Source organism: Pseudomonas sp. CCC3.1 (genome assembly GCF_034347405.1).
Lineage (GTDB): Bacteria > Pseudomonadota > Gammaproteobacteria > Pseudomonadales > Pseudomonadaceae > Aquipseudomonas.
In genome coordinates, this window is the sequence record NZ_CP133778.1 from 5,070,713 (window position 1) to 5,095,521 (window position 24,809).

Consider the following 24,809-nt stretch of genomic DNA (forward strand, 5'->3'; position numbering starts at 1 on the left):
AAACAGACCGTGTAAATACCATTAAGTTCCCCAGCAAAAACAATAACTTAGGTAATTGTGTACAACTCGTGTTACTCGTCGGATTCCGATTGTAAGCATTCCTCTCCAGCCTCAGGATCGCGCCGTCATCCTTTTAAGGCTCACTTATGAAGCTCACCTCGATTCTCTTGTTGTCCCTTGGCCTGGTCAGTGGCGTAGCCTCGGCCGGTGGCACCACCGAAGCCGGTGTAGGCGGCGCATTAGGCGGGGTGCTTGGCGCCGTAGTCGGGCAACAACTCGGCGGCTCAACAGGTTCGACCATTGGCGCAGGCGTCGGCGGCGCGGCAGGCAGTGCTGTGGGTGCAGACAAACGCAGCCGTGGCGAAGCCGCCATTGGTGGCGCACTGGGCGCAGCAGGCGGCAACGTGCTGGGTCGCAGTGTCGGCGGCAGCACCGGCGCACTGGTCGGCTCAGCCGCTGGCGGGGGCGCCGGGGGCGCGCTGGGCAATTACATGGGCAATAAAAGCGATGCCAATGATCGCCGCTCCAGTCAGCGCGATAACCGACGCTACTACCGCGACGATCACCGGGGCCGTGGCCATGCGTATGGCCATCACAAAAAAAAGCATCACCGCGATTGATGCCATCAAACGGGAGACCTCAGGTCTCCCGTTTTTGTTTATGCACAACCACCACCCCCGCCCAGCAAATTGTTTCAGTGCATTACGCCCGCCTGTTTTAGCTTGAATCATGCATGCTGCATGACTGCGCCGATCACTAAAAAACATAACCAATTGAAAATTATGACTTTTATGTCAAATCGACACTTGGCACAGCACCTGCAATTTCCTGAACGAAGGTTGCACTTCATACCATTTCAGGAGCAGAACAATAATGATCGGGACTTCAGAGCACTATCCCGCAGCCCAGCAAGACTCCTCTAGCCACTCAGGGGTTTCCTGGGCCGCTATCTTTGCTGGCGCCGCTGCCGCTGCCTCACTCTCCCTGCTGCTGATAATGCTGGGAGCAGGTTTGGGCTTTTCTGCCGTATCACCTTGGGCGGGCGAAGGTATTGGCGCCAAAGGCTTAGGCCTGACCGCTATTGTCTGGCTCGCCGCAACCCAGGTCATTGCCTCGGGCATGGGCGGTTACTTGGCCGGTCGCTTGCGGGTCAAATGGTCCAACATGCATGGCGATGAAGTGTACTTTCGCGACACGGCCCACGGCTTTTTGTCATGGGCAGTCGCCACGCTTGTCACCGCAACCCTGATTGCAGGCTCTGTCAGCAGCGTGATCGGCAGCGGCGTGCAAGCTTCCGCCAACGTTGCCTCGGGCGCCGTGGCCGCAGCAAGCAGCGCCGCCGGCGCACACGCCAAAAAGGGTTCAGGCGACAGCTCAGACTATTTCATCGACACGCTGTTTCGCGATGATCGCGGCACCGCGGTCAGCGAAGACGCCGCTCACGGCATCGTGACCCGCATCTTTGTACGCAGCCTGAGCAACGACGGCCAACTGAGCACCGAAGACCGCTCCTACTTGGCACAGATCGTTGCCCAACGGACCAACCTGACCCAGCCAGAAGCCGAGCAACGGGTTGACCAGGTCTACAGCAAAGCGCACCAAGCCATTGAAGACGCCAAGGTCAAGGCTAAGCAAGCGGCTGACACTGCCGCCAAAGTGGCGGCCTGGACCACGCTGTGGATGTTTATCACGCTGTTGCTGGGTGCATTTTTTGCCAGCCTGTGCGCCACCTTCGGCGGGCGTCGCCGTGATGCTGTGACCTACCTTGATCGTCCCGTCACTCACTCAGTTGATCGTTAATCCTGGAGAATAAAAATGCGCTCACTTCTGCTGTTTTTCCTTGGTATCCCAATCCCGATCATTATTTTGATTGCGCTGTTTGTTCACTGACAGCCAGGTGTAAACCCTGATAACGGCCTCCCTGGTGGAGGCCATTTTGCGTTCTGCTCAAACCGGCAAACAGGTGGTGGACTTGATCTCGGACAGCGCAACAATTGAGTTAACTTCCTGAATACCCGGCACCATCGACAGTTTTTCAAAGAAGAAGCGCTCATACGCTTCAATGTCTGCGGTGACGATGCGCAGCAAAAAATCCACCGCCCCCATCAGCACGTAACACTCCAGCACCTCGGGAAAACCGCGAATGGCATCGGTGAACTCGGTGAAGTTGGAGCGCCCGTGAGCGTTGAGTTTGATCTCGGCAAATATCTGCGTGTTAAGGCCGATTTTCTTGCGATCCAGCAAGGTGACTTGCCCACGAATGATGCCTTCGTCCTTCATTCGCTGAATGCGCCGCCAGCACGGCGATTGTGACAATCCCACCTGTTCGGCGATCTGTGCACTGGACAGCGAGGCGTCCTCTTGAAGCAGCGCCAAGATGCGCCGGTCGTAAGCGTCTAACTCGCCCAGCATAAAAATACCTTCAAATAAATAAGTGACGACTTAATCAAGTCTTTTAAGCGCGTAATAAATGCATCTTAGATAAGAAATACCCTGCGCGGCGTGTAAATATTTCTGCAGCCTAATCAGGAGTCATCGCATGCCGTCTCTGGAAGCCGTCCACCCCTCAACCCGCCCCGACGTTTGGGCCAGCCATGCGGCTCCCTGCGCGGTGCTGTTTCGGATTCAGGCCGAGGCGGACGCCGATGTGCTGTGCCGGGTGCTTAATCTATTTGCCTTGCAACAGCTGATCCCTCAGCAAGTCGATGTGGTGCGCAATCACGACAGCTTCAGCATTGAAATTCTCAGTGATGAGCAAAGCTGGCACCGCGCTCAGGTGATAGGCGAAAAATTGCGCAATCTGGTCAGTGTGTTCGACATGACGCTGCAACCGGCTCAGCCCGCCATGGCCGCACTCACTGGGTAACAGCTCGCAACCATTGGGCAACCCAAGGCCTCCTCTGGGTGACTAGGCTTCACGCTTCACGGTGCAGACACGGATAAGTCCGCGCCGGTGTTTGAAGCCGTCCCCAGGAGCTTTTATGCGCAACGCCCCGCCCCATGATCAGTGGCTTAGCCTGAAACAATTACTGCCCGCCCTGCTCGCCCAAGGCCGCCTGCTGCAAGGCTGTGCTGAACAGGCGCTGATCGCGAGCCGAGAGTCACTCAACAGCCCCCTGCACCCGCTGGTATTTTTGGCCAATCAACATCTCGATGACCCCAGCCGCCCCGGCAAAACCCTCGATATCGAAACACTGACCGCGTGGCTTGCCGAGCAGTACAAGCAGCCCTATCTGCGCATCGACCCGCTGAAGATTGATGTCGCGACAGTCACCGGGCTGATGTCGTTCGCCTTCGCCCAACGGCATAAAATCCTCGCCGTGGCAGCAGATGATCAGGCCATCACCATTGCCAGCGCTCAACCCTGGGTCAGCAGTTGGGAGGCAGACCTCCAGCACGTGCTCAAGCGCCCTATCAAGCGTGTGATTGCCAACCCTCTGGAGATCGAGCGCCTGAGCGTGGAGTTTTTCCAACTGGCCAAGTCAGTCACGGGGGCGGCGCTCAATGATCAAAAAGCCAGCACCCCGGCCAACCTTGAGCAACTGCTCACCCTCGGCACCAGCAGTCAGGAGCCCGATGCCAACGACGCCCACATTGTGAATATCGTCGACTGGCTGTTTCAGTACGCCTTTGAGCAGCGCGCCAGCGATATTCATATCGAGCCGCGCCGCGAGCAGGGCTGTGTGCGCTTTCGCATCGACGGGGTGCTGCACAACGTCTACCAATTTCCCCCTCAGGTCACGATGGCCATCGTCAGCCGCCTTAAAAGCCTGGGCCGGATGAATGTCGCCGAAAAGCGCAAACCTCAGGACGGCCGAATCAAAACCAAAACCCCGGCAGGGGCAGAAGTAGAACTGCGGCTTGCCACCCTGCCGACCGCCTTTGGCGAAAAAATGGTGATGCGTGTTTTCGACCCGCAGGTGCTGCTCAAAAGCTTCGACCAGCTGGGTTTCAGCGCCGAAGACCTGCAACGCTGGGAACACATGATCCGCCAGCCCAACGGCATCATCCTGATCACCGGCCCGACCGGCTCGGGTAAAACCAGCACGCTGTATGCAACGCTCAAGCAACTGGCCACGCCGCAAATCAACCTGTGCACCCTGGAAGACCCGATCGAGATGATTGAGCCCGCCTTTAACCAGATGCAGGTGCAGACCAATATCGACCTGACCTTCGCCAACGGCGTGCGGGCGCTGATGCGACAAGACCCGGACATCATCATGCTCGGCGAAATACGCGACCTGGAAACCGCCGAAGTTGCCATTCAGGCTGCGTTGACCGGTCATCTGGTGCTTTCCACCCTGCACACCAACGACGCACCCAGCGCCATCAGCCGCCTGCAAGAGCTGGGAGTCGCCCCCTACTTGATCAAAGCCACGCTGCTGGGTGTCATGGCCCAGCGGCTGGTGCGCACGCTGTGCCCCGAGTGCAAGAGCGAGCAGCCAATGCTGGCGGGCGACTGGAAAAGCCTGGCCCCCACCTGGTCTAACCCGCTGCCAACACATACGTGCCGGGCCAATGGCTGCATGGAATGCCGGGACACCGGCTACAGCGGGCGCGCCGGGGTGTACGAAATCATGCAGATGAGCGACCGACTCAGCGCCCTGATCGGCCCGCAAACAGACATCAACACCCTGCGCCGCGAAGCCTGCTTTGAAGGCATGCGCCCGCTGAGAATCGCCGCAGCCCATAAAGTGACCAGCGGCATGACCACTCTGGAGGAGGTATTACGCGTAACCCCGGCGTAGTTGAATTATTTTGACTAAAATTTAAACAGTTGGACTGTTTGCGTGCAGGTAGTCTGCGGCCGGGGCTTCCCCCGCTGGTACATCACAAACAAGGAATGGTTATGCAAGTAGGTACTGTGGTTCTGTTATTTGTCGCGCTGGCGATCGCCATCTTATTCATGGGGTTCAAGGTCGTGCCGCAAGGTTACCAATGGACCGTTGAGCGCTTTGGCCGCTACACCAATACCCTTAAACCTGGCCTGAACATTATCATCCCGGTCATGGACCGCATCGGGCGCAAGATCAACGTAATGGAAAGCGTGCTGGACATCCCGCCACAAGAAGTCATCACCGCCGACAACGCCACCGTGCAAATCGACGCCGTGTGTTTTTTCCAGGTAGTCAACACGGCCCAGGCCGCCTACGAGGTCAACAACCTCGAACACGCCATTCGCAACCTGCTACAGACCAACATCCGTACCGTGCTTGGCTCAATGGAGCTGGACGCGATGCTCAGCCAACGTGACGGGATCAATGAAAAGCTGCTGCGTACCGTCGATGAGGCCACCGCGCCTTGGGGCATCAAGATCACCCGTATCGAGATCAAAGACATCAGCCCACCGGCAGACTTGATGGCCGCGATGAGTGGTCAGATGAAAGCCGAGCGGATCAAACGTGCGCAAATTCTTGAAGCCGAAGGCCTGCGCGCCTCGGCGATTTTGACCGCCGAAGGTAAAAAGCAGGCACAGATCCTCGAAGCCGAGGGTGGTCGCCAGGCAGCCTTCCTTGAATCCGAAGCCCGCGAGCGCCAGGCCGAAGCAGAAGCCCGGGCAACGCAGGTGGTTTCCGAAGCCATTGCCACCGGCAACGTGCAGGCGATCAATTACTTTGTGGCGCAAAAATACATCGATGCACTGGGCAAGCTGGCATCGGCCAACAACAGCAAAGTCATCCTCATGCCGCTGGAAGCCAGCCAAGTCATTGGCGCAGTGGGCGGCATCGGAGAAATAGTCAAAGCCACCTTTGACAACAAAAAGGCCTGATACATGTGGGAGTTCCTGCAAAACCTGAGCTACTGGGACTGGCTGGCACTGGGCACCGTCCTGTTGATTCTGGAAGTGTTCGGCGCCGGTGGGTATCTGCTGTGGGTGGGCCTTGCCGGCATCATCGTCGGGGCGGTGACCTTTCTGATCCCCGCCCTGTCCTGGGCGCTGCAACTCCCGCTGTTTGGCGTGCTAGCGATTCTCACGGCGGTGTTTTGGTGGAAGCGCCAACGCAACACCATCGCCCACAGCAATCAGCCCGAACTCAACAGCCGTGGCCACGAATTGATTGGTCGTACGTTTGTCGTGCAGCAAGCGATTGTTGAAGGACGAGGCAAGATCAAAGTCGGTGATGGCGTGTGGATGGCGGTAGGGCCAGACGCCGAAGTGGGAACGGCCGTGCGCGTCACAGCGCAAAACGGCACGGTGTTAAGCGTAGAAATTGCGACATAACGTTACGGAACTCCGGGTCGCTAACTACAATCAAACAGGTAGCTAACCTATTCGGAGTTACCGTCATGCGCCTTAAATATGCTGTCGCCGCTGTTGCACTGTTGTCCCTTCCTGTTGGCTCTGTCATGGCCGACAGCTTCTGGCGTAACGTCCTGTCTTCTGGGGCGACCACCGGTTCGACCTACCTGACGTTCAAGAAAGACCGCAAAGTGATTGCCGCTCAAGATGACGCGGGCAGCTTTGTGGCCAGCAATGGTGAAATTCGTGGCCCCTACCTTGAATCGGCCATGCAGCAAGTGCGCGCTGACAACCCGAACCTGAAAGTCAGCGACATGGACCTGGCTAACGCGATTCTGGTTAAAAACGCCACGGCGGAGTAATCACCTCTGTGTTCATAAACCCGTAGCAGTTGACGAGCCTGCGAGGCTACGTCCGACTGCCCAGCAGTCGTGAAGCCAAGCCACGCGGTGTGTCCGTTAAACCGTGCGTTTAGCATTTACGATCGCTGCGCAATCGGACGTAGCCTCGCAGGCTCGGCAACTGCTACGGAACAGTTGCTCCTACTAGCTCATTCAGCCTCTATACAGAAAATTCACCTGATGTGAGCCATGCTCTGGGTATGCTTTACTCACCCAAATTCACATCGGACGTCTAGCCTCTATGAGTTCTCTGCCTTTCCTGCCGTTTTCCAAACCCACTATTGACGAAGCCACTATTGCTGCCGTGGGCGACGTGTTGCGCTCGGGCTGGATCACCAGCGGGCCAAAGGTTCAGGCGTTCGAAGCGCAATTGTCCGAGTACTTCGGCGGGCGCCCGGTGCGTACCTTCAACTCTGGCACCTGCACCATGGAAATCGCCCTGCGCATCGCGGGCATCGGTGCTGGCGATGAAGTCATCACCACACCTATTTCGTGGGTGGCCACCGCCAACGTGATCATTGAAGTGGGCGCCACGCCGGTGTTTGCCGACATTGACCCGGTCACGCGCAATATCGACCTGGCCAAACTTGAGGCCGCGATCACACCTCGCACCAAAGCCATTATTCCGGTGTACCTGTCGGGCTTGCCGGTGGACATGGACGCACTCTACGCACTGGCTAAAAAGCACAACCTGCGCGTGGTTGAAGATGCCGCTCAAGCCTTGGGTTCGAGCTGGCAAGGGCAGCGCATCGGCGCTCGCGGTGATTTTGTGTCGTTCAGTTTTCAGGCCAACAAGAACATCACCTCGTCTGAGGGCGGGTGCCTGGTGCTGAACAACGAAGAAGAGGCGCGCCTGGCCGAGAAATATCGTCTGCAAGGCGTAACCCGCACCGGTTTTGACGGGCTGGATGTGGACGTGTTGGGTGGCAAGTTCAACATGACCGACATTGCCGCAGCCATTGGCCTGGGCCAGTTTGCGCATATTGAAGCGATTACCGCCCATCGTCGGGAATTGGCCAAACATTATTTCGAATGCTTCGGTCCCGACTTCGAAGCCGAATACGGCGCGCAATTGCCTGTGAAGGACTTCACCAACACCAACTGGCATTTGTTCCAACTGGTACTGCCAGAGCGCAAAGACGGCGAGCCTGCACGTGCGACTTTTATGAAAGAGATGCAGGCACTGGGCGTCGGCGTGGGTTATCACTACCCGCCGATTCACTTGCTGAGCTTGTACCGTGCGCGGGGCTTCAAAGAAGGGATGTTGCCGGTTGCCGAACGTGTAGGACGTTTAATCGTGTCGCTGCCAATGTTCACGGCAATGACCAAAGCCGATGTGGAGCGCTCTGTGGCGGCAGTTAAAGCCGTACTGAAAGACGCATAACCTTTGTAGCCGCTGCCGAAGGCTGCGATGGGTTGCGAAGCGGCCCCGCTCTTTCAAGAGCGAAGGTCCTTCGGCCCTTATCGCAGCCTGCGGCAGCGGCTACAGATTCCGAAGGTTTACTCGCCGATGGCGGCTTTGTAGCCTGCAGCGTCCAGCAGTTTTTCCAGCTCAGCGGTGTCGGCTGGCTTGAGCTTGAAGATCCAGTTGGCGTACGAATCGTCGTTCAGCCCTTCAGGGGCATCCGCCAGACCGTCATTGACCGCAATTACTTCGCCCGATACCGGCGAGTAAATATCCGAAGCCGCTTTTACCGACTCAACCACGCCAGCCGTATCGCCTGCTGCGAAGACTTTGCCTATTTCCGGCAGCTCGACAAACACCACATCCCCCAGCGCTTCTTGAGCGTGATCGCTGATACCGACGGTAATCGAGCCATCAGCTTCCAGACGTGCCCACTCGTGACTTTCAGCAAAGCGCAGGTCCGCAGGGATATTGCTCATATTCAGTGTCCTCAGAAGAAAAGTCAGCGGCTCACACCGTGTGCGAGCCTGCCAGTAAACGTTAGATCAAGGCTTTGCCAAGACGAACAAAAGTCGGTTTAACCACGCGAACCGGGTACCACTTGCCACGAATTTCAACCTCGGCACGGTCAGCCGTCGCCATTGGAACTCGCGCCAAAGCGATCGATTTGCTTAGCGTAGGAGAGAAACTACCACTGGTTATCTCTCCTTCGCCAACATCAGCGATACGAACGACCTGATGAGCACGTAGGACGCCTCGCTCTTCGAGCACCAAACCCACCAATTTGAGCCCTGAACCATTGGCTTTTTCGGCCTCTAGCGCTTCGCGCCCGATGAACCTGCGCGAGGCAGGTTCCCAGGCAACGGTCCAGGCCATGTTGGCTGAAAGTGGCGAGACAGACAGGTGAATATCCTGCCCATAAAGATTCATGCCGGCTTCCAGGCGCAAGGTATCGCGCGCGCCCAAACCGATAGGGGAAATGCCAGCGCCGACCAGATCGTTAAAAAACCCGGGCGCCTGGTCGGCCGGGAGCACAATTTCCAGGCCGTCTTCGCCGGTATAGCCGGTGCGAGCGATAAACCAGTCACCGCTGACTTGCCCTTCAAAGGGCTTGAGTTGCTGAATAATCTGGCCACGGGCCTGGCTCACCAACTCAGCCACTTTGTGCCGTGCCTGCGGGCCTTGGATGGCCAGCAGCGCCAACTCGGGGCGCTCGTGCAACTGCACGGCGTAACCGTCCAGGTGGCCGTTCATCCAGGCCAGGTCCTGGTCGCGGGTGGCGGCGTTGACGATAAGCCGATAACCCGAAGGCATGAGGTAGACGATCATGTCGTCAACCACTCCGCCCTTCTCGTTGAGCATGGCGCTGTAAAGGGCTCGGCCGGGTGTGTTCAGACGGCCGACATCGTTTGCCAATAAATGCTGTAGCCATTCCTTGGCTTGATCCCCGGTGACGTCAATCACGGTCATATGCGAGACATCAAAAACCCCACAGTCGCGGCGCACCTCATGGTGTTCCTCAACTTGCGAGCCGTAATGCAAGGGCATATCCCAACCGCCAAAATCGACCATTTTCGCGCCTAGGGCGAGATGCAGGTCATACAGAGGCGTACGCTGTCCCATGGGTTTCTCCTTCCGGGCTTGGCGAAGGTGCGGACAGGCTTGCGCAACATTTCCGACCGTTGAAAGTGGTCTTACCGTGTTTAACAAACAACCTGGCCTGACAGACAGACCGCACCGAATGCCGCGCATTGTAGCCGTATGCAGGAGGACTGACACCTAGCTGTTTTGATAGGCCGAGCGACGAATCAAGCCGATGACCGGTAGCAAACCGACCAGAACCAGAGTCAATGCTGGCAGGGACGCTCGCGCCCATTCACCTTCACTGGTCATCTCAAAGATCCGTACCGCCAGCGTATCCCAGCCGAACGGGCGCATCAGCAGCGTGGCGGGCATCTCTTTGAGCACATCGACAAACACCAGCAGCGCTGCGCTCAATGTGCCCGGTAGCAATAACGGCAGATACACTTTGAAAAACAGTCGCGGGCCACTCACCCCCAAACTGCGCGCTGCCTCAGGCAAGGAAGGCCGAATGCGCGCCAGGCTACTTTCCAATGGGCCGTAAGCGACCGCAATAAAGCGCACCAGATACGCCAGCAACAGGGCTGACAAGCTGCCCAGCAAGAGCGGCTTGCCTGCCCCCCCCAGCCAGCCCGACACGGGGATCACCAGTTCGCGATCCAAATAGCTGAAAGCCAGCATGATCGACACCGCCAGCACCGAGCCCGGAAGGGCGTAGCCGAGGTTGGCCAGGCTGACCCCGGCGCGGATCGCTGGAGTCGGTGCCTGACGTCGGGCAAACGCCAGCACCAGCGCCACACACACGGTGATCAGCGCGGCCATGCTGCCCAAATACAGGGTGTGCAGAATTAACCCGGTGTAGCGCTCATCCAGATCAAAACGCCCGCGCTGCCAAAACCACACCACCAGTTGCAGCATCGGAATCACGAACGCACAGGCAAATACCAGCAGGCACCAGCCGCTGGCCAGCCATGCCTTGGGGCCACGCAAGTGATACAAGGCCGTGACCCGCGGCCGCTCGTTGCTGGCACGGCTGGCACCGCGCGCCCGACGCTCGCCGTAAAGCACGACCATCACCACCAGCAACAATAAGCTGGCCAGTTGAGCGGCGGTCGACAGGCTGAAGAAGCCGTACCAAGTTTTGTAAATCGCGGTGGTGAAGGTGTCGAAGTTGAACACCGACACAGCGCCAAAGTCGGCCAGGGTTTCCATCAGTGCCAGCGCGACACCAGCGCCGATGGCCGGGCGGGCCATGGGCAATGCGACACGCCAAAAAGCCTGCCACGGGCTTTGCCCCAGCACGCGGGCAGCTTCCATCAGGCCTTTGCCTTGCGCCAAAAAGGCGGTGCGCGCCAGCAAGTACACGTAGGGGTAAAACACCAGAATCAGCACGGTGATCACGCCGCCCGTCGAACGGACGCGCGGCAGTCGCAGACCCATGTCAAACCATTCCCGCAGCAGGGTTTGCACTGGCCCGGCGAAGTCCAGCAGGCCGACAAAAACAAACGCCAGCACATAGGCGGGAATCGCAAACGGCAGCATCAGCGCCCAGTCCAGCCAGCGCCTGCCAGGGAATTCGCAGAGGCTGGTGAGCCACGCCAAGCTGACCCCGAGCAGCGTTACCCCAATGCCGACGCCGACGATCAGCGTCAGTGTATTGCCCAGCAGACGTGGCATCTGCGTGTCCCACAGGTGGCTCCAGATCTGAGCATCAATACTTTGCCAGGACAGCAGCAAAACGCTCAGCGGCAACAGCACCAGAGCGGCAATGACAAAGACCAGCGGATACCAGCGACGTTGGGCAGGATGGGCCACGAAAAACTCTCGGAAGGTGTGTGAAAGTGCCAAATGCAAATGTGGGAGCGGGCTTGCCCGCGATGCAAACACCTCGGTTTCAACAGAAACCACGATGATGCTATCGCGGGCAAGCCCGCTCCCACAGGTTATGCGCTAAAGCGAACTCAGTTCCAGCCAGCACGGTCCATCATGCGGATCGCTTCGGCCTGACGCTTGCCTGCAACTTCTACCGGCAGTTCGTCGGCTTTGAAACTCCCCCAACTGGCCACTTCGGCCGACGGCGCAACGCTTGGGTTGGCCGGGAACTCTTGGTTAGTGCCAGCAAAAATCGCTTGGGCTTCAGGGGTGGTCATCCACTCCACCAGCGCTTTGGCGGCTTCAGGGTGCGGGGCGTATTTGGTCAGACCGATGCCCGACAAGTTCACGTGAACACCACGGTCGGCCTGGTTCGGCCAGAACAGTTTGACGGCCAGATCCGGCTTCTGCTTGTGCAGGCGGCCGTAGTAGTAGGTGTTGACGATACCCACGTCGCACTGCCCGGCGTTGATCGCTTCCAGCACCGCAATGTCATCGGAAAACACGTCAGTGGACAGGTTGTTCACCCAGCCCTTGAGAATTTCTTCGGTTTTTTGCGGGCCATTCACTTCGATCATGGTGGCAGTCAGCGACTGGTTGTAGACCTTCTTCGCCGTGCGCAGGCACAAGCGGCCTTCCCACTTTTTGTCAGCCAGGGCTTCGTAGGTCGACAGCTCGTCTGGCTTCACCCGGTCAGTGGAGTACGCGATGGTGCGCGCGCGCAGGCTCAGGCCCGTCCACTCATGGGAAGAGGAGCGGTATTGCGGCGGGATGTTTTTGTCGATCACGTCAGACTTGAGCGGCTGCAAGATGCCCATTTGCTCGGCTTGCCACAGGTTGCCCGCATCCACGGTCAGCAACAGGTCAGCCGTGGCGTTTTGGCCTTCAGCCTTGATGCGCTGCATGAGCGGCGCTTCCTTGTCGGTGATGAATTTGACCTTAACTCCGGTTTTAGCGGTGTAGGCGTCAAATACCGGCTTGATCAGTTCGTCGATACGCGAGGAATAAACCACCACTTCATCGGCAGCAAAAACGCTGCTCCCGAACAGGGTAAGGGCCAGGGCAGTCAGTAGACGCTTGGGTACCAGCATGGAGGGCGGTCTCTCTAATGCGAATCGGGCGTAAATGGTAGTGAATCACATTTGCCATCTCAACCGAACTCGCCCCGGAGGCGTTACCAGATGTTGCAGATAACCAAAAACCCTATGTAGGAGCGAGCTTGCCTCGCGATCTTTTGATCTTTAAAAGATCGCGAGGCAAGCTCGCTCCTACAGGGGCCGCGCTCGCGCAGAGGGTTGCCTAGAAGGCTTTGGCCAACGGCGGCAAGTCGCCGGTGAGGCCCAGCGCCTGGCGCACAAACAGGGCTTTGGCTTCGGGCATTTGGTTGACCAATTTCAAGCCGGTGTTGCGCACCAGCCGGGCGGTCAGCGAGTCGGACTGGAACAGTCGCTCAAAGCCTTCCATGGCCGCCATCAGCGCCAGGTTATGAGGCATGCGGCGCCGTTCGAAACGACTCAATACCCGCACATCGGCCAAGCGCTCGCCGCGATCAGTCGCGTGCAGCAACACATCGGCCAACACCGCCGCATCAAGGAAGCCCAGGTTCACACCCTGCCCCGCCAGTGGATGAATGGTGTGCGCCGCATCGCCGATCAATGCCAGACCTTCGGCCACGTAACGTTTGGCGTGACGTTGACGCAAGGGCACGCACACCCGAGGGTCGGCACTGAGCACCTCGCCCAGACGGCCTTCAAAGGCGAACTCCAGCTCGCGGCAAAATGCCTCGTCGTCCAGCGCCATCAATTTTTCAGCGTGCTCGGGGGTGGTCGACCAGACGATCGAGCACCCGTCTTGCTGCCCTTCTCGCTCCAGCGGCAGAAACGCCAGCGGTCCGTGATCGGTAAAACGCTGCCAGGCGGTCTGCTGATGCGCCTGGGCGCAACGCACGCTGGTGACGATGGCGTGATGCTGGTAATCCCACTCGCGGGTCTCACAGCCGGTCAGACGGCGCACCGCCGAGTTGGCGCCGTCGGCGGCAATCACCAGCGGCGCGCGCAAGGTACGGCCATCCGCCAGGGTCAGCAGCCAGTCGTCACCCGAGCGGCGCATTTGCTCCAGACGCGCATTGGCCAGCATCTGAATATCGGTGCCTTGCAAGCACTCCAGCAAGGCGTCCTGCACCACGCGGTTTTCGACGATGTGACCCAGCACCTCGGCATGCACGCTGGCCGCCGAGAAATGGATGTGCCCAGTGCCGCTGCCGTCCCACACGTGCATGTGCGAATACGGGCTGGCACGCCGCGAACGGATGCCGTCCCACGCGCCAAGACGTTGCAGGATGCGTTGGCTGGCGGCCGACAAGGCGCTGACCCGAGGTTCAAACGGGTCTTGGGCGCTAAAGGGTTTGACGCTGAGCGGGCTGCCGTCGAGCAGCAGAATGTTCAGCCCACTGTCTTTGAGCGCCAGCGCCAGGGCGCTTCCGACCATTCCGGCCCCGACAATCAGCAGATCTGCGCGCATTTCCATGCTTTAAGCCTGTCTCGCGAGCGGCCAGGGCCGCCTCTAAAAATGGATCGACGCAGGACGAACAATACGTCCCGGCCGCTATCAGCTGTCTGCGCGCGTGCCCAGGCCCATGGCCTGACGGGCAAACCAGCGCTTGGCCGGTGGCAATAAATCGAGGCCCAGCAAGCCCAGGTTGCGGCCAAACGAAATCAGCGTCTGATCACTGCCAAAGAGCCGTGTCACTTGATCCGAGAAACCAATGGTCAGGTGTTGATCCAGTTGCTGGCGCTGTTGATAACTCAGCAACGTGGGCAGATCGCCGGGCTGTTTGTCGCTCGCCAGCAAGGCATCGGCCAAGGCTTGGGCGTCACGCAGGGACAGGTTGAAACCCTGACCGGCAATCGGGTGCAAGCTGTGCGCCGCGTTCCCCAACACCACCAGATGCGGGCGCACCTGCTCTTCGGCTTCAATCAACGTGAGCGGGTACAAGTGCCGGGCGCCCACCTGTTTGAGGGTGCCGAGACGATAGCCGAACACGCCCTGCAACTCGCTGAGAAAGCTGCGTTCGTCCAACGCGGCAAGACGCTGGGCGTCCATGCCGAGGCGGGTCCAGACCAGCGCACAACGGTTATCGGGCAACGGCAACAACGCCATCGGCCCTTCATCGGTGAAGCGCTCGAAGGCCATGCCATCGTGGGGCTGGCTGGTGGTGATGTTGGCGATCAATGCGCTTTGGTCGTAAGGCCGTTTACGCACATGGATGCCCAACTGCTCACGCAAGCCGGAACGTCCGCCATCGGCCAATATCGCCAGGTCGCAATCGAGCGTGGTCTCATCATTGAGGGTCAGGCGATAACCCGCCTCAATCGGCTGCATGTGGATAACTTCAGCCGGACAGCGCCAACTGATCACATCCGGGTCCAGACCTTTCCACAGGCATTGCCCAAGCCAAGCGTTTTCGACGACATAGCCGAGTGCTGGCACGCCTTCTTCGCTGGCCGACAAACGTGCCGTGGAGAAACGCCCACGGTCGGACACGTGGATGTCTTTGATCGGCTCGCCGCGCTCGGCAATCGCTGGCCACAGGCCCAGACGCTCATAAATAAGCCGGGCGCCGTAGCTCAGTGCCGACGAACGAGCGTCGTAGCTCGGCTGGTAGGTGTTGCCGGGAGCAAAGGGTTCGATCAGGACGATCTTCCAGCCCCGCGCCTTGGCCCCGGCCTGCAAGGCCAGCGCAAGGCTCGCGCCGACCAGACCGCCACCGATGATCGCCAGATTGAATCGACTCATGCCGCGTTCGCTCGTGCTGCTGCCATCAAGGCTTCAATCTCGGCGACCGTTTTCGGCACGTCGCCGGTCAGAATCTCGCAACCGTTTTTGGTGACCACCACGTCGTCCTCAATGCGCACGCCAATACCGCGCCACTTTTTCGCGACCTGCAGGTTGTTAGGGCTGATGTAGATGCCGGGCTCGACGGTCAGCGTCATGCCAGGTTCCAGCACGCGCCACTCACCGCCGACTTTGTATTCACCGACATCATGCACATCCAGCCCCAGCCAATGGCCAGCACGGTGCATGTAGAAGGGTTTATAGGCTTCGCTGGCGATCAGTTCGTCGACGTCACCTTGCAGCAGCCCCAGCTCAACCAGCCCGGCGGTGATGACCTGAACGGTGATTTCGTGAGCCTGATTCCAGTGTTTATTAGGCGCGATTTCGGTGAATGCAGCTTCTTGCGCCGCCAGCACCAGCTCGTAAATGGCTTTTTGCTCAGGAGAGAATTTGCCGCTCACCGGGAACGTACGGCTGATGTCACTGGCGTAGCAGTCGATTTCACAACCGGCATCAATCAAAACCAGATCGCCGTCTTTGAGCGCAGCGTCGTTTTCCTGATAGTGCAGGATGCAACTGTTGTCACCCGAGGCGACGATTGAGCCATAGGCGGGCATTTTGGCCCCGCTCTTGCGAAATTCGTAATCCAGTTCGGCCTCCAGGCTGTATTCGTGCAGCCCGGCGCGGCTGGCCTGCATCGCACGGATATGCGCACGGGCCGATATGTGCGCCGCGTGGCGCATGACCTTGATCTCTGCCGCCGATTTATACAGGCGCATGTCATGCAGCAGATGATCCAGAGCAACGAATTCGTTTGGCGGCTGAGCGCCGAGGCTGGCCTTGGAGCGAATGGCGTTGATCCACTCCATGAGATGGCGGTCGAACTCAGGGTTGTTGCCCATTGCCGAATACACCCGGTCGCGGCCTTCAATCAGCCCCGGCAGGATGTCGTCGATGTCGGTAATCGGGAAGGCATCGTCTGCACCAAAGTCACAGATCGCGCCGTCTTGCCCGGCACGCAAGCCATCCCACAGCTCACGCTCGGCATTGCGTTCGCGACAAAACAGTACGTATTCGCCATGCACACGGCCAGGGATCAAGACGATCACTGCCTGCGGCTCGGGAAAACCGCTCAGGTACTGAAAGTTGCTGTCCTGGCGGTACACATATTCGACATCGCGATTGCGAATGGCCACTGCGGCGGCAGGCAAGATCGCAATGCTGTTGGGCTCCATCTGCGCCATGAGCGCCTTGCGGCGACGTGTGTATTCCGCTTTCGGGATATGGATCATGGGCAGACGGGTTCCTTCTTGAAGATCAATCAGTGCAACGAAGGCTTGGCGGGTGCTGGCTCAACAGGTTTTTTTGTTTCTGTGAACAACAACAACGGCGCAACACGCAGGTATTCCATCACTTCCATGTAGTCGCTTTCGCCATCATCGGACTCTTCCAGGGCGTCTTGCACTTGGGAGATTGCCGCCAGGTCTTGCAGGACTTCTTTGCCTTCAATACTCAAGGCGTTATCACGATAGTTCAGGCCAAAACCGGCCAAGAAACCCTGACACCATTCGCCCAGCGCAATGGCTCGCTCGGACAGTGGCGCGTCATCGGTTGGCAACAGCAGCACGACCGTCATGTCATCGCCGGTCAGCTCGCCTTTGACCATCTCTTGCAAACCGATCAAGGCATTGCGTACGTTGTCACTGATTTCTTTATCGCTTTCACTTTCGCTTTCGCTTTGGAACAGCTCGGCCGCGTCAGCCAGCCAGCCATCGTGGTCGAAGCCCGCGCCAGCAGCGCTGCGGCCCAACAACAGGCCGTGCAGTTCTGCAGGCGAAACATTATGGCCGCTGGAATTCAGCAGGGTGGCAAAGGCTTGATACGGAGAGTTCTGAATAGGCATGGTCAGCTAGGCGCCAAGCGGCGCTATGTCTAGAATGGAGGCCTTGTATCCTAGCATCGGCAGACGGGCTAGACCATCGAGGCGTCAACTCGGTTGACAGTCGCCATCCATCAGAAAATACACAGTAGGACACAATGGAAGACACCGACCTGCATGCACTGATGGCTAGACTCGAGTTGCTGATTACGCGAGTCGAGCAACTTAAACGTCAAAACGGACTCTTAGTAGCTCAGGAAAAGACTTGGCGCGAGGAACGCGCGCACCTCATTGAAAAAAACGAAATCGCCCGGCACAAGGTGGAATCGATGATTTCGCGTCTCAAAGCCCTGGAGCAAGACTCATGAGTACAAGCAGTAGCGTCACCGTACACATCCTCGATAAAGAGTATTCGATCATGTGTCCCCAGGAAGAACGCGCCAACCTGGTGAGCGCCGCCCGTTATCTGGACGGCAAAATGCGCGAAATTCGCAGCAGCGGCAAAGTGATTGGTGCCGACCGCATCGCCGTGATGGCGGCCCTGAACATTACCCACGACCTGCTGCACAAGCAGGAAGCGCCAGAGGTACAGACCAGCACCGCGACGCGCGAACAAGTGCGCGACCTGCTGGATCGGGTCGATTTGGTGCTGGCCACTGATCAGAACGAACGTCAGAGCTGATTCAAAACGTTTCTTTGGGGTATACTCGCGCCACTCCCTGGAGTATTCGCCAGTTAGCGATGTCCCTGAGCCGATTCGCACTACCCTGGAGCTTGCACGTTGGACCGGTGTGCATGTCCGCTAGACGGAAAGCCTTAAGGTCTACTGCAACTTCCACCTTGAACTTTCGGGTTCAAGGGCCAAGCCGACAGCGGTACGTCGGGGAGCCTGATTTTCTAGCGCAATGCCAGACTCTTTCTGCTGGCATTGGCTTTCTACGAGCCAACCGCCCGGTGGGCTCGATCTCGAACAGCACGCCATCATGACCGAACCTGCGACGCCTACCCGCCCGCAACTTCGCCGACTGCTGCGCAAGGCCCGCCGCGAATTGTCGCCCAGCGAGCAACGCCAGGCAGCCCGTGGCCTGTACCGCCAATTGGCGCAACACCCGCTGTTTCGACGTGCCAAACACATCTCGCTGTACCTGCCCACAGACGGCGAAATCGACCCGCGCCTGCTGCTGCGTGAAGCCCAGCGACGGGGCAAGATCACCTACCTGCCGGTGCTCAGCGCCTGGCCCAGAACCAAGATGGTGTTCCAGCGTATTGCGCCGGGCGAAAAGCTGATCCCCAACCGTTTCCGTATTCTTGAGCCGCGCATCAACCACGCACGCCAACGCAAGGTCTGGGCACTCGACCTGGTACTGCTTCCATTGGTGGGATTTGATGCAACCGGTGGCCGGCTGGGTATGGGCGGCGGCTTTTATGACCGCAGCCTGGCGTATCAGGCGCGTCGCCAAAGCTGGCGCAAACCGACGCTGCTGGGGCTGGCCCATGAATGTCAAAAAGTCGGGAGTCTGGCGCAAGCCAGTTGGGATGTGCCGTTACACGGCACGGTCTCGGACAAACAGTGGTACGTCGCCCACTGAGTGCCAAGGCATCACTGTTAAACGATGCCTTAGTTCATGAGTAATTAGCGTTTAAAAGGTTGTACTTGCTGTTGTGCCAGTTCAATCGGCGCATCGCTGGAGTTTGACCAGAGGCTTTGCGCATAACCCGTTGTAACCACGCCCAAACCGAACAAAATAACCAAAACCCACAGTAAATCCGGTTTGCGTTTCATCGATTGCCCCCCTTCAGGCAAATCAACACGATGACAGCAACGGTTTTTGTTATAGGCCGTGCAGCAGCGTCAAGCTTAAAATCCCGGCATTCTGAGGCAACACGAACGGACACGCAAACGCTGGTGTCAACCGACTGTCGGTTTATCAAAATGTTGCCAGACAAAATAACCACGTCATGTTTCAGGAGTAGAAAAAATGGCCTATTGGTTGATGAAATCCGAGCCTGACGAGTTCTCGATCAAGGATTTGCAGAAGATTGGCGAAGCCCGTTGGGACGGTGTTCGCAACTATCAAGCGCGCAATTTCATGCGCGCCATGGCGGTGGGCGACGAGTTCTTCTTTTATCACTCCAGTTGCCCGCAGCCTGGCATCGCCGGGGTTGGCCGCATCGCTCAGGCCGCCTACCCGGACCCGACCGCGCTCGACCCTGAAAGCCATTATTTCGACCCCAAGGCCAGCGCCGAGAAAAACCCGTGGAGCGCACTGCAAGTGGCGCACGTGCACACCTTCCCCAAGGTCATCACGCTCGACTACCTGAAACAGCAAAGCGCACTGTCTGACATGCCGCTGGTGCAAAAAGGCAGTCGCCTGTCGGTGATGCCGGTAACGGCTGAACAATGGGCCGTGGTGATGGGGTTGCTATAGGCGATTCTAGGGTGCGCTGAAAGCCAATTCCGTAGCAGTTGCCGAGCCTGCGAGGCTACGTCCGATTGCGAAGCGATCGTAAACGCTAAATGCAAGGTTGTACTGACACACCACAGTGCTTGGTTTTACGACTGCTATGCAGTCGGACGCAGCCTCGCAGGCTCGGCAGCTGCTACACACTTCACGCGCCATCAATCTATTTCACATCAAGCAACATTCTGTATTCACGTCTACGCTCTCAACTTCCTTTGACTGGCATCAAGTCCTCTATGGCTTGAAACGGTCAAACTAGAGCGCTCTGTGACACAGGATGTCGGCATGTCGAAGAATCACCGCATTTCCCATTATTTCGTTATTCCTTTGGCTATTCTGCTGGTCGCAGCAGGCGGGTTCGGTTACTGGAAATCCCAGCATGACCGCCTCCCCGAAGGCATCAGCATGGGCAATGGTCGACTTGAATCCACAGAAGTCCAGATCGCCGCCAAAATTCCCGGTCGCTTGGCCGACGTGCTGGTCGACGAAGGCGATCGCGTGACCAAGGGCCAGCTCTTGGCCCGCATGGACACCCGTACCCTGGAAGCCAGCCGCGCACAAGCAGAAGCCGAAGTGCAACGCGCCCGCCAGGCGATGGCCGCCAATGAGGCGAATGTGCAATTGCGCCAAAGTGAAAAACTGCTAGCCAGCCAAGAACTAAAACGCACCCGCCAACTGGCACAGCGCGGTTTCGCCAGCGGCCAGCAAGTCGATCAGCAACAGGCGCAATTCGACACCAGCAATGCCGCCGTGACCGCCGCGCAGGCACAAGTGGCTGCCGCCAAAGCGGCCATTGTTTCCAGCCAGGCCCAGGTCGCGCAACTCACCAGCGAAATCGAAGACAGCAGCCTGCGGGCGCCTATCGACGGCATCATCCAACTGCGCTTGGCTGAACCCGGCGAAGTGCTGGGCTCGGGTGGTAGGGTCTTTATGATGATCGACCCCGGCGACCAGTACATGAACCTGTACTTGCCCGCCTCGGTCGTCGGAAAACTGACGGTCGGTGCAGAGGCGCGCATCGTGCTCGACGCCCTGCCCGACACCGCACTGCCGGCAAAAATCTCCTTTGTCGCCGCCAAATCGCAGTTCACGCCCAAAGAAGTTGAAACCCGTGACGAGCGGCAAAAACTGGTATTTCGCGTCAAGTTGCGCCTGACCGACCCCGCGGCCGTCCCACAAGCCAAGCCGGGCATGCCGGGAGCCGGATATGTGCGAACCGCCGATGTGGACTGGCCGGCTAATCTGCAATGAGCGATCTGGCACTCAACGCCAGTGGCATCTGCCACCGGTATGGCAAACAGCAGGCGCTGATCGACATCGCGTTCAGCCTGCCTAAAGGCACGCGCTGCGGCTTGATCGGCCCGGATGGTGCCGGCAAATCGAGCCTGCTCGGGCTGATTGCCGGGGTCAAAAAACTTCAGCAAGGCACGCTTGAAGTGCTCGGCGGCCCGATTGATAACCGCCACCATCGCAACACGCTGTACCCGCTGATTGCTTTCATGCCCCAAGGTCTGGGCGGCAACCTCTACCCCGAACTGTCGATCAGCGAAAACATCCGGTTTTTCGGTACCCTGTTCGGCCTGTCCAAAGCCGACTGCGAACAGCGCATGGAGCAGTTGCTCAAGGCAACTGACCTTGAGCGCTTCGCCGATCGCCCGGCGGGCAAGCTCTCGGGCGGCATGAAGCAAAAACTCGGGCTGTGCTGTGCGCTGATCCACGAACCTGATTTGCTGATTCTCGACGAACCCACCACCGGCGTTGACCCGCTGTCACGGCGGCGCTTCTGGGAGTTGGTGGAAGACGTACGCAGCGAGCGCCCGCAACTGACGCTGCTGGTGGCCACGGCCTACATGGAAGAAGCCGAGCAATTTGAACACTGCCTGATGCTCGACCGTGGCAAGTTGATTGCTGCCGGGTTAAGCCAGGAGCTGGCCGCCGTCACACCCAACGGCAAGCTGGATGAGGCCTTTACCCACTTTCAGGGTGACAGCGGCCACAGCAACGAGCCGCTGGTGATCCCGCCCCGCACTAGTGATAACAGCGACATCGCCATTGAAGCCCACGACCTGACACTTAAATTTGGCGATTTCACCGCCGTGAACAAGGTCAGCTTTGCCATTGGTCGAGGCGAAATTTTCGGCTTTTTGGGCTCCAACGGCTGTGGCAAAACCACCACCATGAAAGTGCTGACCGGTTTGATGCCCGCCACCGAAGGCAGCGCCAAACTGCTGGGCAACCCGGTGAACGCCAAAGACTTGGCCACCCGCAAGCGCGTCGGGTTTATGTCGCAAAGCTTCTCGCTGTATGGCGAGTTGAGCGTTCGGCAAAACCTGGTATTGCACGCGCAACTGTTTGACCTGCCCAAAGAGGACAGCCAAGCGCGCATCGACGAGTTGATCAAGCGCTTTGACCTGGGTGAAGTGGCCGAGCAGCAGTCCGGCGAATTGCCGCTGGGTCTGCGCCAGCGTTTGTCATTGGCGGTGGCGGTGCTGCATCGCCCCGAAGTGCTGATCCTTGACGAACCCACCTCTGGCGTCGACCCGGCGGCGCGCGATGACTTTTGGCGACTGCTGATCGAACTGTCGCGGGACCAAGGGGTGACGATCTTTCTGTCGACCCACTTCATGAACGAAGCCCAGCGCTGCGACCGCATCTCGCTGATGCACGCGGGCAAAGTATTGGCCTGCGACACGCCCGATGCGCTGCAACAACAGTTCAAGGGCGACACCCTGGAGGCTGCGTTCGTGACCTGCCTGGAGCAGGCGCAAAACGATCAAGGCGCCAGCCCTTCTGCTGAAACCGAAACCACTGCCACACCCGTCGCCAACGCCCCACCGCCGCCGAGTAAAAGCGGTTTTAGTCTGTCGCGATTGATCGCAGTGGCCAGCCGTGAATCCAAAGAGCTTTTACGCGACAAGGTGCGCATGGCCTTCGCCCTGTTAGGCGCGGTGTTCATGATGATTATTTTTGGCTACGGCATTTCGCTGGACGTCGAAAACCTCGCCTTTGCCGTGTACGACCAGGATCAAAGCCCGCAAAGCCGAGCCTACCTCGAAGCCTTTCGCAGCTCACGTTACTTCGAAGAGCACGCGCCGATTCAAAGTGCCGATCAATTGCACAAACGCCTGCAACGCTCCGAAATCAAAATCGCACTGGAAATACCACCGGGCTTTGGCCGTGATTTGTATGCCGGACGCCAGCCCACCGTCGCGGCCTGGCTCGATGGCGGCATGCCGTTTCGCGCAGAGACCAGCCGCAGCTACGTTCAGGCCGTGCATCAAGCCAACCTTGCGCAATTGAGTGCCCTGAGCAGCCTGGCACAGAATAAACAGGCCGCCGCCAAGCTCGAAACCCGCTTTCGCTACAACCAAGACGTAATCAGTGTGAATGCCATCGGCCCCGGGGTCATGGCGCTGATTCTCGCGTTTATCCCGGCGATGCTCACAGCGTTAGGCATCGTGCGTGAAAAGGAACTGGGCTCGATCACCAATTTCTACGCCACTCCGCTGACCCGGCTGGAATTTTTATTAGGCAAACAGGCGCCGTATCTGGCCGTCAGCCTGGTCAACCTGGCCTTGCTGGTGGCCATGAACCGCTGGCTGTTTGGCGTGCCGTTTAAAGGCAGCGGCCTCACGCTGGCGTTCGGCGGCGTGCTCTATGTGCTGTCGACCACCAGCATGGGCCTGCTGATTTCCGCGTTCACCCGCACCCAGATTGCTGCCATTTTGGGCACCATGATCATCACCAGCCTGCCGACCATTCAGTTCTCGGGGCTGATCGTTCCGCGCTCCTCGCTCGAAGGCTCTGCGGCGTTGATGGGCATGCTGTTCCCGGCCGGGCACTTCCTCGACATTGCCGTGGGCACCTTCACCAAAGCGCTGGACCTGCGCCAGCTGTGGCCACAATGCCTGGCGCTGTTCGGGTTCTTCATTGCCTTCACCGGCCTGAGCCTGATCATGCTCAAGAAGCAGGAGGTCTGATGCATAAGCTCTCGCACATCCTGCGTCTGGGCCTCAAAGAACTCACCAGCCTGCGCCACGACAGCGTGCTGCTGCTGTTTTTGCTGTACGCCTTTACGGTGGCGATTTACATGCCAGCGGCAGGCTCCATCATTGGCGTGCACAACGCCAGCGTCGCCATCATTGATGAAGACCACAGCGCCCTGTCGCGCAAACTCAGCGAGTCACTGTTGCCGCCGGAGTTTAAAACCCCGCAAGCCTTGCCCTATGACCAATTGGATCAGGCGATGGACAACGGCGACTACACGTTCGTGATCAACGTGCCGGCCAACTTTCAGGCTGACTTGCTGGCAGGACGCGAACCCGCCGTGCAGGTCAACGTCGACGCCACTGCCATGAGCCAAGCGTTTATGGGCGCGGGGTATATCGGGCAGATTTTCCAGCGTGAATTACTCGACTATGCCGGGCAAGGCGGCACGGCTGCAAAAGCGCCAGCGCTGATCAGCAGCCGAGCGCTGTTCAACCCCAATCTGGAAGGCGGCTGGTTTTTGGCGGTGATTCAGATCGTCAACAACATCACGATATTGGCCATCGTGCTGACGGGGACCGCGCTGTTGCGTGAACGCGAGCACGGCACCCTCGACCACTTGCTGGTTCTGCCGCTCACGGCACTGGAAATCATGCTCGCAAAAATCTGGAGCAACATGCTGGTGGTCGTGCTGTGCACCTGGGTGTCGCTGGAAGTCATCGTCAAATGGGCGCTCGGCGTACCGCTGGCCGGCTCCTTGACGCTGTTTTTGATGGTCACCGCCCTGTACCTGTTTGCCAGTACGGCGCTGGGGATCTTTCTCGCTACGCTGGCCCGTTCAACGCCGCAGTTTGGCCTGCTGGCGATTCCGGTGATCATCCCGATGCTCCTGCTCTCGGGCGGCAGCACGCCGCTGGACAGCATGCCCGAGTGGCTGCAATGGGTGATGCAATGCTCGCCTTCGACTCACTTTGTGAGCTTGAGCGCGGCGATTCTGTTTCGGGGTGCGGGAGTTGATGTGGTGTGGCCGGACTTGCTGGCACTGACGGCGATTGGTCTGGTGTTCTTTGCCGTCGCGCTGGCGCGGTTCCGCAAGAGTTTGGCGTCGTAAAACGCACACCACTCCTGTAGGAGCGAGCTTGCTCGC

Annotated in this window: 25 protein-coding genes and 1 other RNA gene; 16 read left to right on the forward strand and 10 right to left on the reverse strand. The window is 58.6% G+C overall.

What is annotated here, in order from left to right:
* Positions 1–146: 146 nt before the first annotated feature.
* Together RHM56_RS22130 and RHM56_RS22135 are read left to right on the forward strand one after the other, a co-directional pair.
* Positions 147–620, forward strand: coding sequence for a glycine zipper domain-containing protein (locus tag RHM56_RS22130; protein ID WP_322236099.1), 474 nt, complete (start codon positions 147–149; stop codon positions 618–620).
* Between the two features lie 253 nt (positions 621–873).
* A complete protein-coding gene (locus RHM56_RS22135; protein WP_322236100.1) occupies positions 874–1,800 on the forward strand; it encodes a hypothetical protein in 927 nt (308 codons plus the stop codon).
* A gap of 147 nt (positions 1,801–1,947) precedes the next feature.
* Here the strand turns inward: RHM56_RS22135 and RHM56_RS22140 are convergent, their stop codons facing one another.
* Positions 1,948–2,412 carry an Lrp/AsnC family transcriptional regulator gene (locus RHM56_RS22140; RefSeq protein WP_322236101.1) on the reverse strand — a complete coding sequence of 155 codons (465 nt, stop codon included), beginning with the start codon at positions 2,410–2,412 and terminating at the stop codon, positions 1,948–1,950.
* A 127-nt stretch (positions 2,413–2,539) separates the two neighbouring features.
* Between RHM56_RS22140 and RHM56_RS22145 the strand changes: the two genes are divergently transcribed.
* From RHM56_RS22145 to RHM56_RS22170, 6 genes are all read left to right on the forward strand, one after another.
* Entirely contained in the window at positions 2,540–2,866 is a 327-nt protein-coding gene (locus RHM56_RS22145; protein ID WP_322236102.1) for a hypothetical protein, read from the forward strand.
* Between the two features lie 115 nt (positions 2,867–2,981).
* Positions 2,982–4,748 carry a GspE/PulE family protein gene (locus RHM56_RS22150; RefSeq protein ID WP_322236103.1) on the forward strand — a complete coding sequence of 589 codons (1,767 nt, stop codon included), beginning with the start codon at positions 2,982–2,984 and terminating at the stop codon, positions 4,746–4,748.
* Between the two features lie 101 nt (positions 4,749–4,849).
* Entirely contained in the window at positions 4,850–5,770 is a 921-nt protein-coding gene (locus tag RHM56_RS22155) for an SPFH domain-containing protein (protein WP_322236104.1), read from the forward strand.
* Positions 5,771–5,773: 3 nt separating this feature from the next.
* Complete coding sequence (locus RHM56_RS22160) at positions 5,774–6,223, forward strand: NfeD family protein (protein ID WP_322236105.1); 450 nt, start codon at positions 5,774–5,776, stop codon at positions 6,221–6,223.
* A gap of 65 nt (positions 6,224–6,288) precedes the next feature.
* Positions 6,289–6,603, forward strand: a complete 315-nt coding sequence (locus tag RHM56_RS22165) for a DUF2388 domain-containing protein (protein ID WP_322236106.1) — start codon at positions 6,289–6,291, stop codon at positions 6,601–6,603.
* A 280-nt stretch (positions 6,604–6,883) separates the two neighbouring features.
* On the forward strand, positions 6,884–8,026 hold the full coding sequence (locus RHM56_RS22170; RefSeq protein ID WP_322236107.1) for a DegT/DnrJ/EryC1/StrS aminotransferase family protein: 1,143 nt from the start codon (positions 6,884–6,886) through the stop codon (positions 8,024–8,026).
* A gap of 116 nt (positions 8,027–8,142) precedes the next feature.
* Here the strand turns inward: RHM56_RS22170 and gcvH are convergent, their stop codons facing one another.
* The 8 genes from gcvH to RHM56_RS22210 form a co-directional block, all read right to left on the reverse strand.
* Positions 8,143–8,526, reverse strand: a complete 384-nt coding sequence (gcvH, locus tag RHM56_RS22175) for a glycine cleavage system protein GcvH (RefSeq protein WP_322236108.1) — start codon at positions 8,524–8,526, stop codon at positions 8,143–8,145.
* A 61-nt stretch (positions 8,527–8,587) separates the two neighbouring features.
* Positions 8,588–9,670 carry a glycine cleavage system aminomethyltransferase GcvT gene (gene gcvT / locus RHM56_RS22180; protein WP_322236109.1) on the reverse strand — a complete coding sequence of 361 codons (1,083 nt, stop codon included), beginning with the start codon at positions 9,668–9,670 and terminating at the stop codon, positions 8,588–8,590.
* Positions 9,671–9,826: 156 nt separating this feature from the next.
* A complete protein-coding gene (locus RHM56_RS22185) occupies positions 9,827–11,443 on the reverse strand; it encodes an iron ABC transporter permease (protein WP_322236110.1) in 1,617 nt (538 codons plus the stop codon).
* A gap of 146 nt (positions 11,444–11,589) precedes the next feature.
* Positions 11,590–12,591, reverse strand: a complete 1,002-nt coding sequence (locus RHM56_RS22190) for an extracellular solute-binding protein (RefSeq protein ID WP_322236111.1) — start codon at positions 12,589–12,591, stop codon at positions 11,590–11,592.
* Between the two features lie 208 nt (positions 12,592–12,799).
* On the reverse strand, positions 12,800–14,020 hold the full coding sequence (locus RHM56_RS22195) for a 2-octaprenyl-3-methyl-6-methoxy-1,4-benzoquinol hydroxylase (protein WP_322241841.1): 1,221 nt from the start codon (positions 14,018–14,020) through the stop codon (positions 12,800–12,802).
* A gap of 87 nt (positions 14,021–14,107) precedes the next feature.
* On the reverse strand, positions 14,108–15,295 hold the full coding sequence (ubiH, locus tag RHM56_RS22200; RefSeq protein ID WP_322236112.1) for a 2-octaprenyl-6-methoxyphenyl hydroxylase: 1,188 nt from the start codon (positions 15,293–15,295) through the stop codon (positions 14,108–14,110).
* Positions 15,292–16,626 carry a Xaa-Pro aminopeptidase gene (pepP, locus tag RHM56_RS22205; protein ID WP_322236113.1) on the reverse strand — a complete coding sequence of 445 codons (1,335 nt, stop codon included), beginning with the start codon at positions 16,624–16,626 and terminating at the stop codon, positions 15,292–15,294. Before pepP ends, ubiH begins: the two co-directional genes overlap by 4 nt.
* A gap of 29 nt (positions 16,627–16,655) precedes the next feature.
* A complete protein-coding gene (locus tag RHM56_RS22210) occupies positions 16,656–17,237 on the reverse strand; it encodes a YecA family protein (protein ID WP_322236114.1) in 582 nt (193 codons plus the stop codon).
* 134 nt (positions 17,238–17,371) lie between these two features.
* On the opposite strand from RHM56_RS22210, the gene RHM56_RS22215 reads away from it, so the two are divergent.
* From RHM56_RS22215 to RHM56_RS22230, 4 genes are all read left to right on the forward strand, one after another.
* Entirely contained in the window at positions 17,372–17,581 is a 210-nt protein-coding gene (locus RHM56_RS22215) for a TIGR02449 family protein (RefSeq protein WP_019408406.1), read from the forward strand.
* Positions 17,578–17,895, forward strand: a complete 318-nt coding sequence (locus RHM56_RS22220; RefSeq protein ID WP_322236115.1) for a cell division protein ZapA — start codon at positions 17,578–17,580, stop codon at positions 17,893–17,895. The genes RHM56_RS22215 and RHM56_RS22220 overlap by 4 nt, the downstream gene beginning before the upstream one ends.
* Before the next feature lie 31 nt (positions 17,896–17,926).
* A non-coding RNA gene (gene ssrS / locus RHM56_RS22225) (6S RNA) lies at positions 17,927–18,104 on the forward strand.
* A gap of 92 nt (positions 18,105–18,196) precedes the next feature.
* Positions 18,197–18,802, forward strand: a complete 606-nt coding sequence (locus RHM56_RS22230; protein ID WP_322236116.1) for a 5-formyltetrahydrofolate cyclo-ligase — start codon at positions 18,197–18,199, stop codon at positions 18,800–18,802.
* A 44-nt stretch (positions 18,803–18,846) separates the two neighbouring features.
* Here the strand turns inward: RHM56_RS22230 and RHM56_RS22235 are convergent, their stop codons facing one another.
* Entirely contained in the window at positions 18,847–18,996 is a 150-nt protein-coding gene (locus RHM56_RS22235; protein ID WP_322236117.1) for a hypothetical protein, read from the reverse strand.
* A gap of 196 nt (positions 18,997–19,192) precedes the next feature.
* On the opposite strand from RHM56_RS22235, the gene RHM56_RS22240 reads away from it, so the two are divergent.
* From RHM56_RS22240 to RHM56_RS22255, 4 genes are all read left to right on the forward strand, one after another.
* Entirely contained in the window at positions 19,193–19,642 is a 450-nt protein-coding gene (locus tag RHM56_RS22240) for an EVE domain-containing protein (RefSeq protein WP_322236118.1), read from the forward strand.
* 318 nt (positions 19,643–19,960) lie between these two features.
* Positions 19,961–20,926 (forward strand): HlyD family secretion protein, encoded by a 966-nt coding sequence (locus tag RHM56_RS22245; RefSeq protein WP_322236119.1) that lies wholly within the window; start codon positions 19,961–19,963, stop codon positions 20,924–20,926.
* Complete coding sequence (rbbA, locus tag RHM56_RS22250; RefSeq protein ID WP_322236120.1) at positions 20,923–23,655, forward strand: ribosome-associated ATPase/putative transporter RbbA; 2,733 nt, start codon at positions 20,923–20,925, stop codon at positions 23,653–23,655. The genes RHM56_RS22245 and rbbA overlap by 4 nt, the downstream gene beginning before the upstream one ends.
* Entirely contained in the window at positions 23,655–24,773 is a 1,119-nt protein-coding gene (locus RHM56_RS22255; RefSeq protein ID WP_322236121.1) for an ABC transporter permease, read from the forward strand. Before rbbA ends, RHM56_RS22255 begins: the two co-directional genes overlap by 1 nt.
* Positions 24,774–24,809: the final 36 nt, after the last annotated feature.

Coding starts and splice junctions, on each gene's coding strand:
- RHM56_RS22160 (WP_322236105.1), top strand. CDS start 5,774: ATGTGGGAGTTCCTGCAAAACCTGAGCTACTGGGACTGGCTGGCACTG.
- RHM56_RS22170 (WP_322236107.1), top strand. CDS start 6,884: ATGAGTTCTCTGCCTTTCCTGCCGTTTTCCAAACCCACTATTGACGAA.
- RHM56_RS22235 (WP_322236117.1), bottom strand. CDS start 18,996: ATGAAACGCAAACCGGATTTACTGTGGGTTTTGGTTATTTTGTTCGGT.
- RHM56_RS22220 (WP_322236115.1), top strand. CDS start 17,578: ATGAGTACAAGCAGTAGCGTCACCGTACACATCCTCGATAAAGAGTAT.
- RHM56_RS22155 (WP_322236104.1), top strand. CDS start 4,850: ATGCAAGTAGGTACTGTGGTTCTGTTATTTGTCGCGCTGGCGATCGCC.
- RHM56_RS22255 (WP_322236121.1), top strand. CDS start 23,655: ATGCATAAGCTCTCGCACATCCTGCGTCTGGGCCTCAAAGAACTCACC.
- RHM56_RS22245 (WP_322236119.1), top strand. CDS start 19,961: ATGTCGAAGAATCACCGCATTTCCCATTATTTCGTTATTCCTTTGGCT.
- RHM56_RS22130 (WP_322236099.1), top strand. CDS start 147: ATGAAGCTCACCTCGATTCTCTTGTTGTCCCTTGGCCTGGTCAGTGGC.
- rbbA (WP_322236120.1), top strand. CDS start 20,923: ATGAGCGATCTGGCACTCAACGCCAGTGGCATCTGCCACCGGTATGGC.
- RHM56_RS22135 (WP_322236100.1), top strand. CDS start 874: ATGATCGGGACTTCAGAGCACTATCCCGCAGCCCAGCAAGACTCCTCT.
- RHM56_RS22240 (WP_322236118.1), top strand. CDS start 19,193: ATGGCCTATTGGTTGATGAAATCCGAGCCTGACGAGTTCTCGATCAAG.
- RHM56_RS22210 (WP_322236114.1), bottom strand. CDS start 17,237: ATGCCTATTCAGAACTCTCCGTATCAAGCCTTTGCCACCCTGCTGAAT.
- RHM56_RS22190 (WP_322236111.1), bottom strand. CDS start 12,591: ATGCTGGTACCCAAGCGTCTACTGACTGCCCTGGCCCTTACCCTGTTC.
- ubiH (WP_322236112.1), bottom strand. CDS start 15,295: ATGAGTCGATTCAATCTGGCGATCATCGGTGGCGGTCTGGTCGGCGCG.
- RHM56_RS22230 (WP_322236116.1), top strand. CDS start 18,197: ATGACCGAACCTGCGACGCCTACCCGCCCGCAACTTCGCCGACTGCTG.
- RHM56_RS22165 (WP_322236106.1), top strand. CDS start 6,289: ATGCGCCTTAAATATGCTGTCGCCGCTGTTGCACTGTTGTCCCTTCCT.
- pepP (WP_322236113.1), bottom strand. CDS start 16,626: ATGATCCATATCCCGAAAGCGGAATACACACGTCGCCGCAAGGCGCTC.
- gcvT (WP_322236109.1), bottom strand. CDS start 9,670: ATGGGACAGCGTACGCCTCTGTATGACCTGCATCTCGCCCTAGGCGCG.
- RHM56_RS22140 (WP_322236101.1), bottom strand. CDS start 2,412: ATGCTGGGCGAGTTAGACGCTTACGACCGGCGCATCTTGGCGCTGCTT.
- RHM56_RS22215 (WP_019408406.1), top strand. CDS start 17,372: ATGGAAGACACCGACCTGCATGCACTGATGGCTAGACTCGAGTTGCTG.
- RHM56_RS22150 (WP_322236103.1), top strand. CDS start 2,982: ATGCGCAACGCCCCGCCCCATGATCAGTGGCTTAGCCTGAAACAATTA.
- gcvH (WP_322236108.1), bottom strand. CDS start 8,526: ATGAGCAATATCCCTGCGGACCTGCGCTTTGCTGAAAGTCACGAGTGG.
- RHM56_RS22145 (WP_322236102.1), top strand. CDS start 2,540: ATGCCGTCTCTGGAAGCCGTCCACCCCTCAACCCGCCCCGACGTTTGG.
- RHM56_RS22195 (WP_322241841.1), bottom strand. CDS start 14,020: ATGCGCGCAGATCTGCTGATTGTCGGGGCCGGAATGGTCGGAAGCGCC.